Origin of the sequence: Synechocystis sp. CACIAM 05, assembly GCF_010222815.1 — a bacterium.
GTDB lineage: Bacteria > Cyanobacteriota > Cyanobacteriia > Cyanobacteriales > Microcystaceae > Synechocystis.
The window spans coordinates 2,122,034-2,137,253 of sequence record NZ_CP019225.1 but is presented as its reverse complement, the minus strand read 5'-3'; the positions used below and the strand labels follow the sequence as shown (position 1 = coordinate 2,137,253).

The 15,220-nt window shown below is 47.1% G+C and carries 16 protein-coding genes and 1 pseudogene; 5 read left to right on the top strand and 12 right to left on the bottom strand.

The window, feature by feature from the left end; all coding sequences use genetic code 11:
* From BWK47_RS10160 to BWK47_RS10150, 3 genes and pseudogenes are all read left to right on the top strand, one after another.
* Positions 1–226 (top strand): annotated as a pseudogene (locus BWK47_RS10160) (IS5/IS1182 family transposase); the annotation flags it as partial.
* A gap of 107 nt (positions 227–333) precedes the next feature.
* The gene (locus BWK47_RS10155) at positions 334–714 is read left to right on the top strand and encodes a hypothetical protein (RefSeq protein ID WP_237269599.1); all 381 of its coding nucleotides are present in this window, start codon (positions 334–336) and stop codon (positions 712–714) included.
* Positions 715–912: 198 nt separating this feature from the next.
* Positions 913–1,203: a hypothetical protein gene (locus tag BWK47_RS10150; protein WP_237269598.1), complete on the top strand. Its 291-nt coding sequence runs from the start codon at positions 913–915 to the stop codon at positions 1,201–1,203.
* 220 nt (positions 1,204–1,423) lie between these two features.
* Here BWK47_RS10150 and BWK47_RS10145 read toward each other — a convergent pair whose 3' ends face one another.
* The 7 genes from BWK47_RS10145 to BWK47_RS10115 form a co-directional block, all read right to left on the bottom strand.
* Positions 1,424–2,119 (bottom strand): alpha/beta fold hydrolase, encoded by a 696-nt coding sequence (locus BWK47_RS10145; protein ID WP_162328547.1) that lies wholly within the window; start codon positions 2,117–2,119, stop codon positions 1,424–1,426.
* Between the two features lie 189 nt (positions 2,120–2,308).
* Positions 2,309–3,001, bottom strand: a complete 693-nt coding sequence (locus tag BWK47_RS10140; protein ID WP_162328546.1) for a PilW family protein — start codon at positions 2,999–3,001, stop codon at positions 2,309–2,311.
* Between the two features lie 10 nt (positions 3,002–3,011).
* Positions 3,012–3,569, bottom strand: coding sequence for a pilus assembly FimT family protein (locus BWK47_RS10135; RefSeq protein WP_162328545.1), 558 nt, complete (start codon positions 3,567–3,569; stop codon positions 3,012–3,014).
* 112 nt (positions 3,570–3,681) lie between these two features.
* Positions 3,682–4,236, bottom strand: a complete 555-nt coding sequence (locus BWK47_RS10130; protein ID WP_162328544.1) for a GspH/FimT family pseudopilin — start codon at positions 4,234–4,236, stop codon at positions 3,682–3,684.
* Positions 4,237–4,279: 43 nt separating this feature from the next.
* On the bottom strand, positions 4,280–4,825 hold the full coding sequence (locus BWK47_RS10125) for a prepilin-type N-terminal cleavage/methylation domain-containing protein (RefSeq protein ID WP_237269597.1): 546 nt from the start codon (positions 4,823–4,825) through the stop codon (positions 4,280–4,282).
* 124 nt (positions 4,826–4,949) lie between these two features.
* Positions 4,950–6,125, bottom strand: coding sequence for a DUF58 domain-containing protein (locus BWK47_RS10120; protein WP_237269596.1), 1,176 nt, complete (start codon positions 6,123–6,125; stop codon positions 4,950–4,952).
* Complete coding sequence (locus BWK47_RS10115) at positions 6,118–6,621, bottom strand: DNA recombination-mediator protein A (RefSeq protein ID WP_162328541.1); 504 nt, start codon at positions 6,619–6,621, stop codon at positions 6,118–6,120. The genes BWK47_RS10120 and BWK47_RS10115 overlap by 8 nt, the downstream gene beginning before the upstream one ends.
* Positions 6,622–6,732: 111 nt before the next feature.
* Between BWK47_RS10115 and BWK47_RS10110 the strand changes: the two genes are divergently transcribed.
* Positions 6,733–9,432, top strand: a complete 2,700-nt coding sequence (locus BWK47_RS10110; RefSeq protein ID WP_162328540.1) for a chloride channel protein — start codon at positions 6,733–6,735, stop codon at positions 9,430–9,432.
* A gap of 79 nt (positions 9,433–9,511) precedes the next feature.
* Here BWK47_RS10110 and BWK47_RS10105 read toward each other — a convergent pair whose 3' ends face one another.
* Complete coding sequence (locus BWK47_RS10105; RefSeq protein ID WP_162328539.1) at positions 9,512–9,757, bottom strand: hypothetical protein; 246 nt, start codon at positions 9,755–9,757, stop codon at positions 9,512–9,514.
* 357 nt (positions 9,758–10,114) lie between these two features.
* Here BWK47_RS10105 and prfB point away from each other — a divergent pair.
* Positions 10,115–11,234 (top strand): peptide chain release factor 2 gene (gene prfB, locus BWK47_RS10100; protein ID WP_162328538.1). Its coding sequence is split into 2 segments (ribosomal slippage): positions 10,115–10,192 and positions 10,194–11,234, totalling 1,119 coding nucleotides; the frame shifts between segments, so codons are not numbered across the junction.
* On the opposite strand, the gene cbiB is transcribed toward prfB, so the two are convergent.
* The 4 genes from cbiB to BWK47_RS10080 form a co-directional block, all read right to left on the bottom strand.
* A complete protein-coding gene (cbiB, locus tag BWK47_RS10095) occupies positions 11,184–12,212 on the bottom strand; it encodes an adenosylcobinamide-phosphate synthase CbiB (RefSeq protein WP_162328537.1) in 1,029 nt (342 codons plus the stop codon). The two genes, prfB and cbiB, sit on opposite strands and share 51 nt — an antisense overlap.
* On the bottom strand, positions 12,212–13,396 hold the full coding sequence (locus BWK47_RS10090) for a serine hydrolase domain-containing protein (RefSeq protein ID WP_237269595.1): 1,185 nt from the start codon (positions 13,394–13,396) through the stop codon (positions 12,212–12,214). The genes cbiB and BWK47_RS10090 overlap by 1 nt, the downstream gene beginning before the upstream one ends.
* Before the next feature lie 43 nt (positions 13,397–13,439).
* Positions 13,440–14,636, bottom strand: coding sequence for a Coenzyme F420 hydrogenase/dehydrogenase, beta subunit C-terminal domain (locus BWK47_RS10085; RefSeq protein ID WP_162328535.1), 1,197 nt, complete (start codon positions 14,634–14,636; stop codon positions 13,440–13,442).
* 120 nt (positions 14,637–14,756) lie between these two features.
* Positions 14,757–15,220: transposase (locus BWK47_RS10080; protein ID WP_162328534.1), on the bottom strand; the 464-nt coding region annotated here is incomplete at its 5' end.

The window sequence follows — 15,220 nt, the reverse complement described above, 5'->3', positions numbered from 1 at the left end:
CACTTTTGGCGGTAAGAATTTTACTGCCTGGGTTAATGAGACCTTTGGCTGGAATTTGGAAGTCGTCAGCAAAAAGGATGAACAAAAGGATTATAAATATTTACCTACCACCAGTGAGACAATGATTCATGTTGCCATGCTCCATCTCATACTCCGAAAGCTTTGCCTCGAACTTTTCAAACATGTTCTTAGGCTATGTAATGACAAAATAGTTATAAAATTATAACGATATATTTAAAGTTAAATTACTTTGAGTTGACAAAAACACGACAGGGAGTTATAATGGTGTCATTGCAAGAGGATTACTTGCTGTCGTTAGATGGAGGGTTATCAATGGATAACCAGAATGTAGCTTTGGCAAAAGAAACCAATGCTAAAAATAGTCATGGCCAACATTTCAGTGATGGGAGCGAGCTAATTCCCTCTGAAGTTGCCGCCAAGGGATTGACAGAGAGGGACAAGCCTCTGACTCCAGAGTCAGAAATGAAAGAAACAACCGGCAAAGCCAATGCGCCCTCTTCCCCCAACGTTGAGCCTGCCTACCGGGTCACCGATTCGGGTTTGATCAATGCTTACCCTGTTTCTCCTCCCATATCAGAAATCGATCCAAATTCCAAGAAACAGTTTAGACGGAATTTAATTGGTTTCGGGTTGGCTGCCAATTTGGCTTTAGCCCTAATCGTGATAGCCCTATCTATCACTGGCAGATTCTAGGCCAAGCAAGTTTGGCCAATCAGTCAAATAAATATTTCCACAAAACAACATTAACTAACCCTACTGATGTGATGTCGAGAAACGTTTAATTTCTTCTTCCCATCACTGGCTGGGTGCTGCGGTTTATTAAAAAGCCGACGGCAAGCGAAAAGTAAACAAAAACAGATGAGGATAACCTTTATGTCTAACCCCACTACTATGACCACCCAAGAAAAAGAAGCCTACAAAGAGAAGGTAAGGGCAAAAATTGACAAGCTCAATGCCCAGATTGATCAAATGACTGCCGAAGCAAGAGAAAAAGCGGCAGATGCCAATGTTAACTATCAAAAATCCCTCAAAGACCTTCAGGCTCAACGGGACGCCCTAATGGGTAAATGGCACGATCTGCAACAGTCCAGTGAAGCGGCTTGGGAAGAATTGCAAGCTGGCCTAGAGAAAAGTTGGAATGAATTGTCCAACACGTTTGAGCAGGTTAAAAAACAGTTCTAGTCTTGATACCTCCATTGCCCATTGCTGGGGAAGCGGGAATTACCACCTGTTCCCCCTTTTTTTCTGCTTTTAATATTCGGATATTAAGGTCTATATCGTCGCCTACCCGTAGAATTTAGCTGTCACCATTGCAGAAAATCCCAACCTTTGATTCCATACTCCCTAGGTTGCGGATGGGCTTAGTCAACATGATGGGCATTGGGGTGGTTTGCACAAAATCTTAATTGCCGAGGAAAAGGCGCAACAAAGCAGTGGTTGCTTGGGGTTGTTCAATGGGAGTGCCGTGGGCCGCATCTTCCACGATGGTGAATTGAGCATGGGGAATCGATTGGGCCAGGAATAAATTCTCGTCCAAGTCAAACCAAGGATCATGACGGCCATGGATTACCAGGGTGGGACATTGAATTTTTGGTAATAAGTGACGAATATCGTTATCTTTGACCATGGCCTGCCACTGTTGCGTAATTAGTGATGCCGGCAAAGACTCCTGGAGACTCCGCAAAAACTTGACGTTATTACTAAAGTTGGCATTATCACCATAAAAAACATTGGGGCAGTGCTGAGCCAAAACTTGTTGGTGTTGTCCTGCCTCCAGAGCCTTGAGTGTGGCTTCCATTTCTTCAGCTTTGGCGGCATTATTGCGGGCCCAACCGTCCATCAGCACTAGTTTGGTAATTCTTTCTGGATGCAGGGCAGCGGTGGCGGCTCCCACCCAAGACCCCATGGAATGGCCAACCAGAGCAAATTTATCGGGCAATGTATTGGCGTTAACCACTAAGTCCGCCATTGCCTGCAGCGAATCTCCTTCCATCACCAAACTTTGGGCATCGATAATATCCTCGAGATTAGTTATGGGATAGTCCCACATGGCCGGAGTTCCGGCAAATCCAGGAATGAATAACACGGTCTGTTTCATCGGTTCTTCTAAAATATGTTTTGATTAGCTGATTATTTAGTTGGCGATCGCCGTTTGGCAAATGACCTTAACCCAGACAAAAATCATGTTGAAAGGAGCCACCTAACTTTCTAACTTTTCTTCGTAAAAACTGAGTCGCCAAAAATTCACTTTTCAATTCTACTCAATTGAAACTCCAGGAACTTGAGTTTAGGGAGCACCGGAGCGGGCAAAAACTGTCGTTCTAACCGAATAAGTTCCACTACTAGCACCTTGGCTTTGCCTGGTTAAACCTCGAGCAGCTAGGTCAGTTGAAGTTGCTGTTATATTTAACTGCACTAGCTTAAGAGGGCTAGAGTTATTGTGACAAATATAAAATCCAGCAACCGAAGTTGTGGGAAACATTCCAGATGGACAATTTGTAGTTGTAGTCGAAATGGAATCAACGAGGATATTTGAACTTCTTGTTGTAGATGCATAGTCAACTACACCGCTTCCATCAAAAGATGGTCCGCAACGGTATATGGAACTGGGACCTCTCCATGGACTATCTGGTGGTGTTTTTTTGTAATAAATGACACTTGGAGTTGTGGCTGGAGCAAAAATAAGGCCAAAAACAAATTGTGACGAAGTAATACTTGTACAGCCAGAGGGAAGAATAGCAGGATCTGTTGAGAGTGCTGAAGATTGTTTAATCTCATCGGCAATGAAATCTGAAGCCCTATTTGTATTAAATTGTAAATCACTGGAAACACTAGAGGAAATGTTGTCTCTGGTCATGATAAAAACAGCATAACCAGTAGCACTAACCACCAGAAATGTCAAAACCGAAGCCATTAAAAGTTCTAAGAGAGTAAACCCCTTGACTGGTTTACGAGTCAGCAAATACAGCCAAGCTTTCATTATCATCCCCCTAAATACCTTGTTTACAATGGGTCGCACTCACAGTGGGAGGAACTTCCACATAATCCCCACTACGCATCATGCCAATCATATTGGACATCACCAGACAGTAGCGTATGCCTACAACATTGATCGATTCCACCACCATAGTCCCCAAATTAGTCGAATTACCTTTATAGGAAAAACGAATGTCAGTACCGGAAAAATTATGGTGGAACAGCACGTTTTCCAGGGGAACTTCTCGATAAGGTAAACACCCATTGTACTTTGAGTCAGTATGGAGAAGAATTTTGGGCGGACTACTATTGGGTGATAGTTGAACTCGACATTCTTTTCCCATTTTAATGGCATTCCTTTGGGCTTGCTGTAAAGTTTGTTTGAGGGTGTCAAGCCCATTCCTTGTGTCCATTCTGGCTTTCATCCCCATGAAAGAGGGCATTGCTATGCTGGCCAAAATCCCCACTACCACCGCCACTGTCACCACTTCTATCAACGTCCAGCCCGATGACAAACCTCTGGATCGAGAAAATAGCCTCAGGAAAATAGGTAATTTGCTTTGCCAAGCCATAGGCCAACACCTCCGACAAGATTGTCAGCCTCTAGTATATTTATAGCCTCAGACAAAAAGTAGTAACCAATAAGACATCTCAGCAATTCTTTACAAAATCCCCAAACTGTCATTATGGAGCGGGAGTACAACTCCCCCCCTGTAAGTAACCGGAACGCATAATTCCTATGCCAGAAGAGATTACAAGACACCGAGGCTCCAAGCTTGTTATCTCATGGGATAGAACTATGGTTTGATCTGTTGATGCACTAGGATTGCCCTTATAGGAAAATTGGACGTTGGTAGCAGTGTTGGGTTGAGAAAAAGTAATACCAGTTGTGGTGGGAATAGTGACAGGATTGGGAACACAACCATTATTTCCACTTGCTTGGGCTACCGTTGCCGGGGAGGCTCCAGACGAGGGGGTAATAACTACAGTACAACTAGTGCCTCTCTTAATAGCATTCTTTTGAGCCTCTTGAATTGCACTCTGTACCTGGGACATTGTTCCCCGGAGTTGGTTTCTAGCCTGCATCTTACCGAAACTGGGCATAGCTAAAGAAGCCAAAATGCCAACAATAACAACTACCACACCCATCTCAATCAAAGTCCATCCCCGGTTGGAAGTTGTCAAGGGAGAAAGACAAAAAAGTTTTAACAGAAATTTAGAATTGTTTTTCTTTGTCATTACTAGCCACTCCAAACATAAATTTTATTTATCATCAAGTTACTTACGGACAAGTAAGAGCTGCAGCGGGTAGAACTTCTGTGTAGAGTGTGGCCAGAACTTTTTTCTGGGGATCTGTAATTTCGGTGTTTGTGACAGTGTAGGTAAGCTGAAGAACATTGTCGGAAACGGCAGGAGTTCTAGTCAGGCTTGTGGTTCTTCCTAAAATTGTTCTATTTCCTGGAGTCGGCAAACTAGCTAGTCCGTTATTTGTGGGATCGGCGTCAGCACTATTGTTTGCATCCCGAAAAGCGGCCCCCACACCAGTAGGACATCCATTGCCGGTCGTCGGATTGAAATTTGCAGCCAATGCCCGAACTTGCTCCAAATCTTCTTTAATCCAATAACCAGCTTGGGCTTGTCTTTCTGCTTTAACCCGCATTACCGTTGCCATTACCATGGCATTCAGGGTTCCTGTCAGAAATAGAAAGGAAATCATCAAGGCAATCAGCACCTCGAACATGGTGAAACCCTGCTGAGCTGACTGGCGGACTGACTTCAGCAAACGGCGATCGCCAACGGAATACCTTGGGAAAATAGCCTTAAACATAGCTGAACCTGACGAGAGATAAAAGCCTGGGGGGAGCATATCGTGGCTGATGATATTACTCTAACACCATTCACCATTGAGTGACCCGGGACACATTCAGCATAAACACGTATTGTTTTAATGTCTAACTAACTATCCTTGGGGAAAAATTCGGAGGCCGCTGCAGTTGTTGGGACAAATCTTTACCTACCTCAACCGTCAAGCCAGCACGAAGGGCAGAGTGAGGGGAAGATGATGCCCCCGGTGGAGCAAAATAGAGCCAACGACTGTAACTAGCCAAATCCTGCACACTGTCAGCCCGGCCGGTGATCCACAGCAAAGGAATGCGTCGGGGTAGTTCATGCTGGTCAGATTCCTCCATTTGCACCGCTGCTAAAGCTTCCAATACCGATCGCCCACCGGCCACTAAGCCTGCCCCCGCTGTCCATAGCCGCACATTCAACTGGGCCCGCACCGCATAGAAATACAAAGAAGCCGCCGCAATGACCGCCTCTTCAAAAATTTCTGCTGACCAAGAACTACCACTATCAAGGGCAATGACTAACTCCTGACCCCCTGTCACCACTTCCAATTCCCGCACCATAAATTGGTCAAGCCGGGCACTACTGCGCCAGTGAATTAACCTGGTGGGATCACCAAAACGATAAGCCCGTAAAGTTTTTGTTATACCTTCGGTCGCCGCCTGGTAATGGCGATCGCTCTGGATCTTGTCCTGATCCTCCGTACCAATGGCATCCACCAAAGGACATTGTTGGAGCTTGAGCACCTGGGGATAAACAATGGCTTTCACGGGGAGAGCCTGACTGCGACGACACCAAAACAAACCCAGGGGGGCACCGGAGCGTAATTCCAACTTTTGCCAGTGGTAAACTCCCCTCTGATGGGTGGGCTGGAAATAACTCCATTGGTAAAAATCCTTGGGGGCAACCAGTTCGATCGCCTTACCTTGGGGCCTTCCCAAACCGGCAGGCAACACATCCCACACCTGGAGTAAATTCTTCGGTTCCTTGTAGTTGTTATAAAGTTGCAGGGTAATGGTCAAATTTTCCCCCGCACTCACCGGCTGGATGGGAAAACGTTCTAACTGCAACTGTCGGAGCGATCGCCAAGGCAAAATAGCCGCAATAATCAAGAGGGCAAAGCTGATGCCGCTGATGACGTATAACCAACCGGCCATGGAATTAGTGGCAGCTCCGAATAAACAAATGGCCAGCACTAAAAGCAACCAACCAGCATAGGAAGGAGTCACCCAACGCCGCTCTAGCCAATCAGCAAAATTTAAATCCCTAGAATTAATCAAAATAGAAAAGGGTGACCAGTTTTCTTTGCTCCTCTGCTTCCGCACAGGTTTGCAAAAGGGTATGACTTTCGTGGAATGCAAAGCAAATCAACTGTTGACAACGACTGACAATTTCTCGGTTACAAATGGTGCTGGCTTCCCCCAGGGAAAGACTATCATTTTCAGCATTTTCCACCAGATGGACTACCTGTCCCAACTGATTACGGGATTCTCTTGGCTGGCGGTCTAAACTTTGGGGCAAAATTACCGTGAGTAAATTAGGATCGGCTCGCATGGCCCCCTTAATGACGGCGGAATTAGTACCCGTAGCGCCCGAAGTGACCAGGTGGTTACCCCCCAACACCAAGGCGTAGCTCATCATTTCGATCAACTGTTGGTGGGTTATCGGCACATGGCGAGATCCTAGCAGGGCAATACGTTTAGAACCAGTTTGCTGAATAGCGGCCAGTTCCTGCGCTAAGGTATCTAGGGTAGGGATATTAACAACTTGGCTCAAAGACGCTCTCTTCAAAGGCTGTGGTGACCGCTGCCATTGTAACAAACTGATTGCCGGATGGCGACGCAATCTCAAAATTTGCCCTAAACCTGTTTTAGTAATTCTCTCTCCATGGCTTGGTTTCCCTTTTGGCAACGGTGGCAACAATGGTTGCGCTCTCGACACTATGGCCGCACTGCCATCGATAGCCGTTATGCGATCGCCGAAGCCTGTGTGATCGGATTTGTTTCTGCCCTAGCGGCCTTAGTAATTAAAAACGGAGTCAACTGGTTAGGATCCAGCCGTTTGAGTCTGGCGGATACCTATGGGGCCATTTGGGTGCTGCCCTGTTTTGGCTTGGTGTTTGGTGCTTTGGCGGGGGCATTAATTGAACAATTTTCCCGACCGGCGGGGGGCGGTGGCATTCCCCAGGTGAAAGCGGCCCTGGCTCGGTATCCCATTCCCCTAGATTGGCGGGTGGCGGTGGTCAAGCTGTTGGGAACAGTGCTAGTGCTGGGGGGAGGCATGACCTTGGGACGGCGGGCTCCCACGGTGCATATTGGCGCAGCTCTAGCGGCCCAGTTGAGTCGGTGGTTTCCCACTTCCCCGGAACATCGGCGGCAAATGATTGCGGCCGGGGCGGCGGCGGGATTAGCGGCGGGCTTCACCACCCCCATTGCTGGGGTTTTGTTTGTGGTGGAAGAATTAATGCGGGATGTGTCTAGCTTGACCCTAGAAACGGCGATCGTCGCTTCCTTCGTGGGGGCTGTCACGTCTTTGGTATTCCAATCCAGTGACCTTAACCTGGCCCATAGCTTAAGCAATAGCCCAACGGTGCGTTTTACTACGGGGGAGATTCCTTTCTATCTTTTACTGGGAATTTTGGCTGGCATTTTGGGGGTTTTGCTCAACCGCAGTATTCTCTCCCTGCAAAACTGGCAAAGAAAACAGAACCTTTCCCTGGTTATTCGCATTGGTTTTGTGGGCTTAATTTCCGGCGTGGCGATCGCCCTATTGCCGAGCTTTTTTCGGGACAATGCGGGGCTGAGGGAATTTGTTACTTCCGGAGAACTGAGTTGGCATCAGGTAGTTTTGACCTTAGTGGCCCATTTCATTTTGACTATCCTGGCCTACAGCACCGATGCGCCGGGAGGATTATTTGCGCCGGCTTTAGTGATGGGATCGGCCCTGGGTTATCTGGTGGGGGAATTTGGCAGTTATTGGCAAGATCAAGTTACCCAAACTACCTTTGCCCTGGCGGGGATGGGCGCTTTTTTCACTAGTGTGGTGCGGGTGCCAGTGACGGCGATCATCATTGTTTTTGAGCTAACGGGCAACTTCAACGTGGTGCTTCCCCTGATGGTGGCCTGTGCCACGTCCTACCTAGTGGCGGAAAGTCTCTTTCCCCGTTCTTTGTACGATCATTTGCTGGAAACCAAGGGCATTTTTTTGGCAGAGGAAAAGCCAGACCATGACTTTCTCGCTGATATCCGAGCTGGCCAGGTAATGAAAACGCAGGTGGAAAGCCTGGAGCAGAGTCTCACCCTAGCCCAGGTGCTACCGATTATGTCCAATTCCCATCACCGGGGCTTTCCAGTGGTGCAGGGGGGCAAACTGGTGGGGGTATTTACCCAAACGGATTTGGCCAATGCGGCCCAGGAGTCGGTGCACATTGCCCTGAAGCAAATTATGACCCCCAATCCCATCACTGTAGATCCGGAAGCGCCCCTCAGTGATGTGCTCTATTTGCTCAACCGTTATCAACTTTCCCGGTTGCCGGTGGTGGAAGGGGACAACAAATTAGTGGGCATTATCACCCGCACAGACATTATTCGGGAGGAAGTGAGTCAGTTAGGGGGGCAAATTATCCATCCTCCCCATCCCGCCTACAGCGTATACCAAACCCGATCGCCGTTGGTGGGAGAAGGGCGCATTCTATTACCCATCCGAGACTCCGATAGTGCTTTAGTTTTGTTTCAAATTGCGGCGGCGATCGCCAAAAAGCAAAACTACGAAATTGACTGTTTACAGGTGGTCAAGGTATCTAAAGCTCAGTCCCCTTCTGTGCAAAGGGTGCAATGGCAGAGGCAACGGCAACTGATGCAAAAACTGGAACGCATTGCCCGCCACCAGAGAGTGTTATTCCATACGGAAATCAAGCTGGCCTACAGTATTACCGACACCATCCTTGATACCATTCAAACCCGCCATAGCGACCTGCTAATCCTTGAATGGCAAGGGGAAATGCCCATTGGCGGCCAAATTTTTGGACAAATCACGGATCGCCTGATTGACCAAGCCCCCTGCTCTTTATTAATGGTTAAACAGGGCACCAATGACCACGCCTATCCCCGCTATTTATCCCCCATGGCCCACTGGTTAATGCCGGTGGCGGGAGGCCCCAACATTGAAAAAATGTTAAATCTGTTGCCGGCGTTGTTTTCCCTTTACCCGGAGGAAAATAACCCCCAGCTACTGATTTCTAAAGTTTATCTACCCCGTCAATCCCAGCGCTATGACCCTTTTTACGATTTAAAAAACCTGGCAGAACGGTGGTCAGAACAGTTACAAAGACCGATTATTCCCATTCCCGTTTGCTCCAATTCCATTGCCGATGCCCTCAGTGACCTGGCGGAAATGCGTGAATGTGCGGCGATCGTGCTGGGGGCCAGCAGGGAAGGATTGCTCAAAAACGTCATCCACGGCAATTTACCCACCCAAATCGCTAGCCAAACTAACACCACTGTGTTTATTTTCCGCGGTCCAGTGGACTCCCCCAACGAAGAGGCGATCGCCCCTCCCCTGGCCCCAGATTTCGGTCTAGAGGAGTAATCTCAACTTCAGCGATCCAGAAGGATTCTAGCTTGGGTAGCATATCAACCCGGATCGCCAACTTCGGTCGCCAAACTGTTTAACAATAAAAATCACTGCGGTCTAAAACAACTTCCCCGTGGTCCGGCACCCAGGCAACCCAGGTGGTGGAAGTATCCTGGCAAAGCAACTTCGCTTCATCGAAGGCATAGCTCCCCGGCTTCTCCAGCAATTTTACCCAAGTATCTCGGTTATACGTAATCTGACAAAAACCGTGCCAATCCCCAGCTATTTTATTGACCGGCGTCGATGCCGTTGCATTAAACAGGTTCATTTGTGGCGACATAAAGTCCTCTCCATTTTACTAACCGGCGAAATTTTTCCCAGAAGCACTCCCGAGCCGGCCCAGTTCTTTAGCACTTATCCGGGGATTCGCTACCCAAGTCCCCACTGAATTTCCCTAAAGCGGGAGAAAATCCAAGACTCTAGGAACGACAACCAGGGCAGTTTGGAAGTCAAAGGAATAATTTCTGTATCCATATTTACAAAATGATAGGGATAATAATTTGACTAGCCAAGCAAAATTAACAAATCTTGACAAACACGATAAGTTTTGTTGATGAATCCCCCTCAGTGCGGGGCTAGCCCAATGGTCATATACTTGGATTGGCGTCAAAGACTGTTTTTGCTCAATTCTTGCTCAATGATCACCGAATTAACAGACCTGAAAAGAAACCTAGAACTAATCTCCTCTCGCCTGGGGCAAACCCAGGACTATCTTTGACCTGCCAGGATTAAAAGCCAAAGTTCAAGACTTGGAGCAGTGCGCCGCCCAACCGGATTTTTGGGACGATACGGACCAAGCCCAACAAATTCTCCAGACTTTGAACGAAACAAAATCCCAGTTAGAGCAATGGGGCATTTGGCAACAGCAGTGGCAAGATAGCCAGGCCATTGTGGAGCTTTTGGAGTTAGAGGACGACCAAGCCCTACTGACGGAAGCGGAAACTACCCTGGAACAACTGCAAAAAGAATTAGACCGTTGGGAACTGCAGCAGTTACTGTCTGGCCCCTATGACGCAAAAGGGGCCACTTTAACCATCAATGCGGGGGCTGGAGGCACCGATGCCCAAGACTGGGCGGAAATGCTGCTGCGGATGTACACCCGTTGGAGCGAAAAACAGGGCTACAAAGTCCATTTGGCGGAAATTTCCGAGGGAGACGAAGCGGGCTTAAAATCCGTCACGTTGGAGATTGAAGGACGCTACGCCTACGGTTACCTCAAATCGGAAAAGGGCACCCATCGTTTGGTGCGTATTTCTCCTTTCAATGCCAACGGTAAACGCCAGACTAGCTTTGCTGGGGTGGAAGTGATGCCTTTGCTGGGGGAAGAAGCAATTAATTTGGATATTCCCGATAAGGATTTGGACATTTCCACCTCCAGGGCCGGCGGTAAAGGCGGGCAAAACGTGAACAAAGTGGAAACCGCTGTACGGATTGTTCACCTACCCACAGGTTTGGCTGTGCGTTGCACCCAGGAACGTTCCCAGTTACAAAATAAAGAAAAGGCCCTAGCCATTCTCAAAGCTAAGTTATTAATTGTCCTAGAAGAGCAACGGGCCCAGGCGATCGCCGAAATTCGAGGGGACATGGTGGAAGCGGCCTGGGGCACCCAAATTCGCAACTATGTTTTTCATCCTTACCAATTGGTCAAAGATTTGCGGACTAATGTCGAAACCACCGATGTGGGGGGCGTGATGGATGGGGAATTATCAGATTTTATTGAAGCTTATCTCCGACATAGCGCCCGCTTGGATAGCTAATATTACTGTTAAGCCTAATAATAATTGCCAAAGAAAAACCGTGCGGGAATACCATAAACTTTGGGCAATTTTGGCTATGGTTAAAGGCTGAATCCCATCTCCCAATAAAGGTTTGCTTTTCAATACTCCCTGGTAATAGTTATCTCCTCCTAGTTGTATGCCCAAAATAGCGGCATAAATGGCTTCGCTCCAACCGGAATTGGGACTAGGATCTAGGAGCCCATCCCGACGGACAATGGCCCAAGTTTGTTTTGGTTTTCCCGATAAAATTGCCAACATCAACACCGTTAATCGACAGGGTAGCCAGGTTAAATAATCCTCCAGACGGGCACTGAACCAGCCTAAATCCGTATAGGGTTCCCGTTTATAGCCCACCATGGAATCCAGGGTACTGGCCGCTTTGTAGGCGATCGCCAGGGGCCAGGGGCCAATGAAAGGAAAAAGAATGCCCAAAAGTGCATAAAAAAGAGGACTAGTGACTCCATCCACTGTGTTTTCTGCCACACTTTCCACTGTGGCCCGCAAGATTTCTCTCTCCGATAAATTATCCGTATCACGACCCACAAATAGGGCTAGTTCTTGTCGAGCAGTAGACAAATCTCCCGCTTTTAATGGTTCTATCACTGACTGGGCCGCTTGGGCTAAACTATGGCCAGCAAAACAACTTGCTACCCCAATTATTTGGATAATTACTGCTAAAACAGGGGAGACTTTTTCAGCCAAGTAAACGATTAACCAAGCTAGAAAACCACTGCCGATAATGATTTTTAATCCTAAAAAAATGCCCCATAAACGTCTAGAATCTTTATCATTAACTTTGCGGATGATCAACTGGCTAGCAAAGTTAATGGCTGAACCAATAAATTCCACTGGATGTCGCCAAGATTTAGGATCCCCCAACAGAAAATCTAACAGCGCAGATCCTCCTAGAATAATCACAGCAATTAGAGGAAAAAGATTGGGATCTACCGCCATCATTATTTAGTTTTGCAAACCAAGCTTGGCTGGTCGTCTAAAAGAGCTTCGTAAACACCAACCAGAAGGGGCTTAACATCGTTATTTTGATCATCAACTGCACTATTAAACAAGGCAGAAATAATTACCTCATTACAGGGAAAATAAAGATAAAAAGAGCGATGACCAATGGTCTCCCCCTGGTAAAACCAATACTGTCCCCAATCTTCGTGGTAACCTTGGACAACACCCAAACCAAAACCCCTCGGCTCTTCCGAAGTCGTACCATCAATGGGCTTACCAGTAATGAGGGAAACTAGTCGGGTTAACTGTGTTTTTTGCTCCGTTGACAGTAGTTGATCTTCTACAAACAAAGCCCTAACCCAATTAATAATATCTTCCGTGTTAGCTACCAGTCCTCCAGCCGCTCCAGCCCAGGAAAGATTGCCATTAGCCACCGGTTTTCCTGCTAATTCAGGATTGGTGTAAGGGTTAAAACTACTGCCTTCCACCATGCGATCTAAAATGTCCGAAGGATAACTAGGAATGGGATAAAAAGTATTGTTTAGTTCCAACGGTTGCAAAAGTTTTTTATCAATTAATTCGGCATAACTTTGACCATAAACCTTTTCTAACACCAGACCCCCCAATGTGTAAGCAGTGTTAGTGTAGGCATAGCCAGTATTTAGGGGTGGAGCCGGCAAGTTGGGCTGGGGATACACCACATCCACCAATTCCTTATCTTGCCAGATGCGCTCCGGGCTTTGCACAAAGCCATAGTTAAGGGTGGGACTATCACTGTAGTTGGGTAACCCGGAAGTCATATTCAATAGTTGAGTAATGGTTACTCCATTCCAGTGGTCATATTCCGGTAGATAAGTGGTAAAGTCATCCCCCAAATTAATTTTATTTTCCGCCTCTGCTTGGAGCAATAAAACTGAAGTAAAAGATTTGGTTATACTGCCAATTTGAAACAGACTTTTGGCATCTATGGGCGGACTATTAGGGGCATGGCTTTTGGTTCCCACCACGTAGGTTTTAATATCCCCATCCCCCACTTTAGTGGACAACTGAATCGCACTAAAAAACTCAGGCTCTCGACGGTTTTGATAATGTTCGTCCAAAATAGTTTGCACTTTGTCATCGAGGGATTCTCCCCAGGCATCACCAGTGGGCAAACCAGAAAAAAATGCTAGCGTACCGACCATAAATAAGAATTTTTTCATAGCCTTCCTTGAATTTTATTGGGGTTTATTGCTGGGGAAGTTTATACTGCTCAACAATTTTCTTGGCGAAGGGAGGGACGTGGTCAGCCAACTTTTCCGGATGGTTCCGTTTGACATACAAATAGTTACGGGTGAAGTGGGAATCAATGGAAAAGCGAGCATATTCCAATCCCGTTGGGCCAATTTTATCAATTACTAAGCCCATTATTTTTGCCACCCACATTGGTAACGTTACCGCCTTGTCGTAGGCCGTAATCCCCTGTTGCACTGCCTGATGGCGATCGCCACCGGAACTTACTTGCCCAATATGTAGCTGGTCTTGCACTAGGTCTAACATTTCTTGGCCCGTTTGATTGCGTACCACTAACCATTGCCAGCCAAAGGGAGCCCCCATATAACCCACTACCAGATCTGCCAAACCGTTGACGTAATCAAAACAACTCATGCAAGAAGGGGCAAAAACCTCCTTCAATTGATTTGTTTTTAAGCCAAAGAAGGGGACCAATTCCGTCGAGCCGTCTTCATGTTTAAAGTGTACCCGGAAATCCTGCATAAATTCGTAATAAACTACCGTTTCTGGCGATCTACTAGTAGTTTCCAAAAACTTCTGTAACCCAGCCCGGGAAACATTATCCACACAGGGCGTTCCCAACACATAAAGTTTTTCCAAACCCAATTGTTTTTCCACCGCCCGCAGGGCTTGGATTTGGCAACCCACCCCAATAACTAATAATCGCTTCAAACCTGACTTCTCCACTTCCTCTAACACGGATAAATTGGGGGAAAGGGTGGGTTTATTAACCTTGGCGGCTAGCACTTCGGCTGGAGTTCTGGCGATTACCACCTGGGGCTGGAAACGATCTTCGGGGGTATTTTGCACACAGACCACCCCTTCTACCAGGCCTTTGTTTAGCATTTCACAACCAATGGTGCTGACAATGCCTGTCCACTGGGCCCCGGGGATAGGTTCTTTTTTCTGGGCGGTGAGCATTTTTTGGTGAACACCAAAATAAACCTCATCTTCTTTACCCAGTTCTCTCGACCGGCCATGGGTCTGCTCCTCCAAATGGTCAAACTGCTGGTTAATGAAAGCACAGGCTTCTTTAACGTAATGGATATAGTAGGTGTCACACAGACCGCAATCACTACAGAGTTCCTTGGCGGGGCGGGGACTACCGGGCTTAAGACCTTTGGCTTTCTGGTGGGGGGCAGGAACGGTCATGGAAAAGTTGGAAATTTGCAAAAAGTGTGGGCATTGTCACTATTGTCCACGGTAGCGTAAAATCTGGGGCCCACCCATTAGCAATGGCAAGGGTTAGCCATAGTTCTCACGGGGGCTTTTTTAAGCCCAAAGGAACTTAAGAATATGTTTGAAAAGTTCAAGGCAAAGCCTTCGGAGCATGAGATGGAGCATGGCAACATAGAGCATTGTCTCACTGGTGGTAGGTAAATATTCATAATCCTTGCTTAAACGACGGTAGCGACCAAACCAAGCAAAGGTACCTTCAACAACCCAACGTCGAGGCAAAACATAAAAACTCTTTTGTCCATTCTTTTTGCTGACGACTTCCAAATTCCAGCCAAAGGTCTCATCAACCCAGGCAGTAAAATTCTTACCGCCAAAAGTGCTATCAGTCCATATCAATTGCAGGCACTGCCACAGAGGAGCAAACCAAGTACCGAGTAGAGTAAGACCTTGGTGATCTGAGCGATGAGCGCTGTGAACCACAACATCGAGAAGTAATCCCATGGTATCCACGAGGATTGTGCGTTTACGACCATTGACCTTTTTTCCACCGTCATAAC

Bases quoted from the DNA above. Each gene is read 5' to 3' on its own strand.
- BWK47_RS10155 (WP_237269599.1), top strand. From the start codon at position 334: ATGGATAACCAGAATGTAGCTTTGGCAAAAGAAACCAATGCTAAAAAT.
- BWK47_RS10150 (WP_237269598.1), top strand. From the start codon at position 913: ATGACCACCCAAGAAAAAGAAGCCTACAAAGAGAAGGTAAGGGCAAAA.
- BWK47_RS10145 (WP_162328547.1), bottom strand. From the start codon at position 2,119: ATGAAACAGACCGTGTTATTCATTCCTGGATTTGCCGGAACTCCGGCC.
- BWK47_RS10140 (WP_162328546.1), bottom strand. From the start codon at position 3,001: ATGAAAGCTTGGCTGTATTTGCTGACTCGTAAACCAGTCAAGGGGTTT.
- BWK47_RS10135 (WP_162328545.1), bottom strand. From the start codon at position 3,569: ATGGCTTGGCAAAGCAAATTACCTATTTTCCTGAGGCTATTTTCTCGA.
- BWK47_RS10130 (WP_162328544.1), bottom strand. From the start codon at position 4,236: ATGACAAAGAAAAACAATTCTAAATTTCTGTTAAAACTTTTTTGTCTT.
- BWK47_RS10125 (WP_237269597.1), bottom strand. From the start codon at position 4,825: ATGTTTAAGGCTATTTTCCCAAGGTATTCCGTTGGCGATCGCCGTTTG.
- BWK47_RS10110 (WP_162328540.1), top strand. From the start codon at position 6,733: ATGGCTTGGTTTCCCTTTTGGCAACGGTGGCAACAATGGTTGCGCTCT.
- BWK47_RS10105 (WP_162328539.1), bottom strand. From the start codon at position 9,757: ATGTCGCCACAAATGAACCTGTTTAATGCAACGGCATCGACGCCGGTC.
- cbiB (WP_162328537.1), bottom strand. From the start codon at position 12,212: ATGATGGCGGTAGATCCCAATCTTTTTCCTCTAATTGCTGTGATTATT.
- BWK47_RS10090 (WP_237269595.1), bottom strand. From the start codon at position 13,396: ATGGTCGGTACGCTAGCATTTTTTTCTGGTTTGCCCACTGGTGATGCC.
- BWK47_RS10085 (WP_162328535.1), bottom strand. From the start codon at position 14,636: ATGACCGTTCCTGCCCCCCACCAGAAAGCCAAAGGTCTTAAGCCCGGT.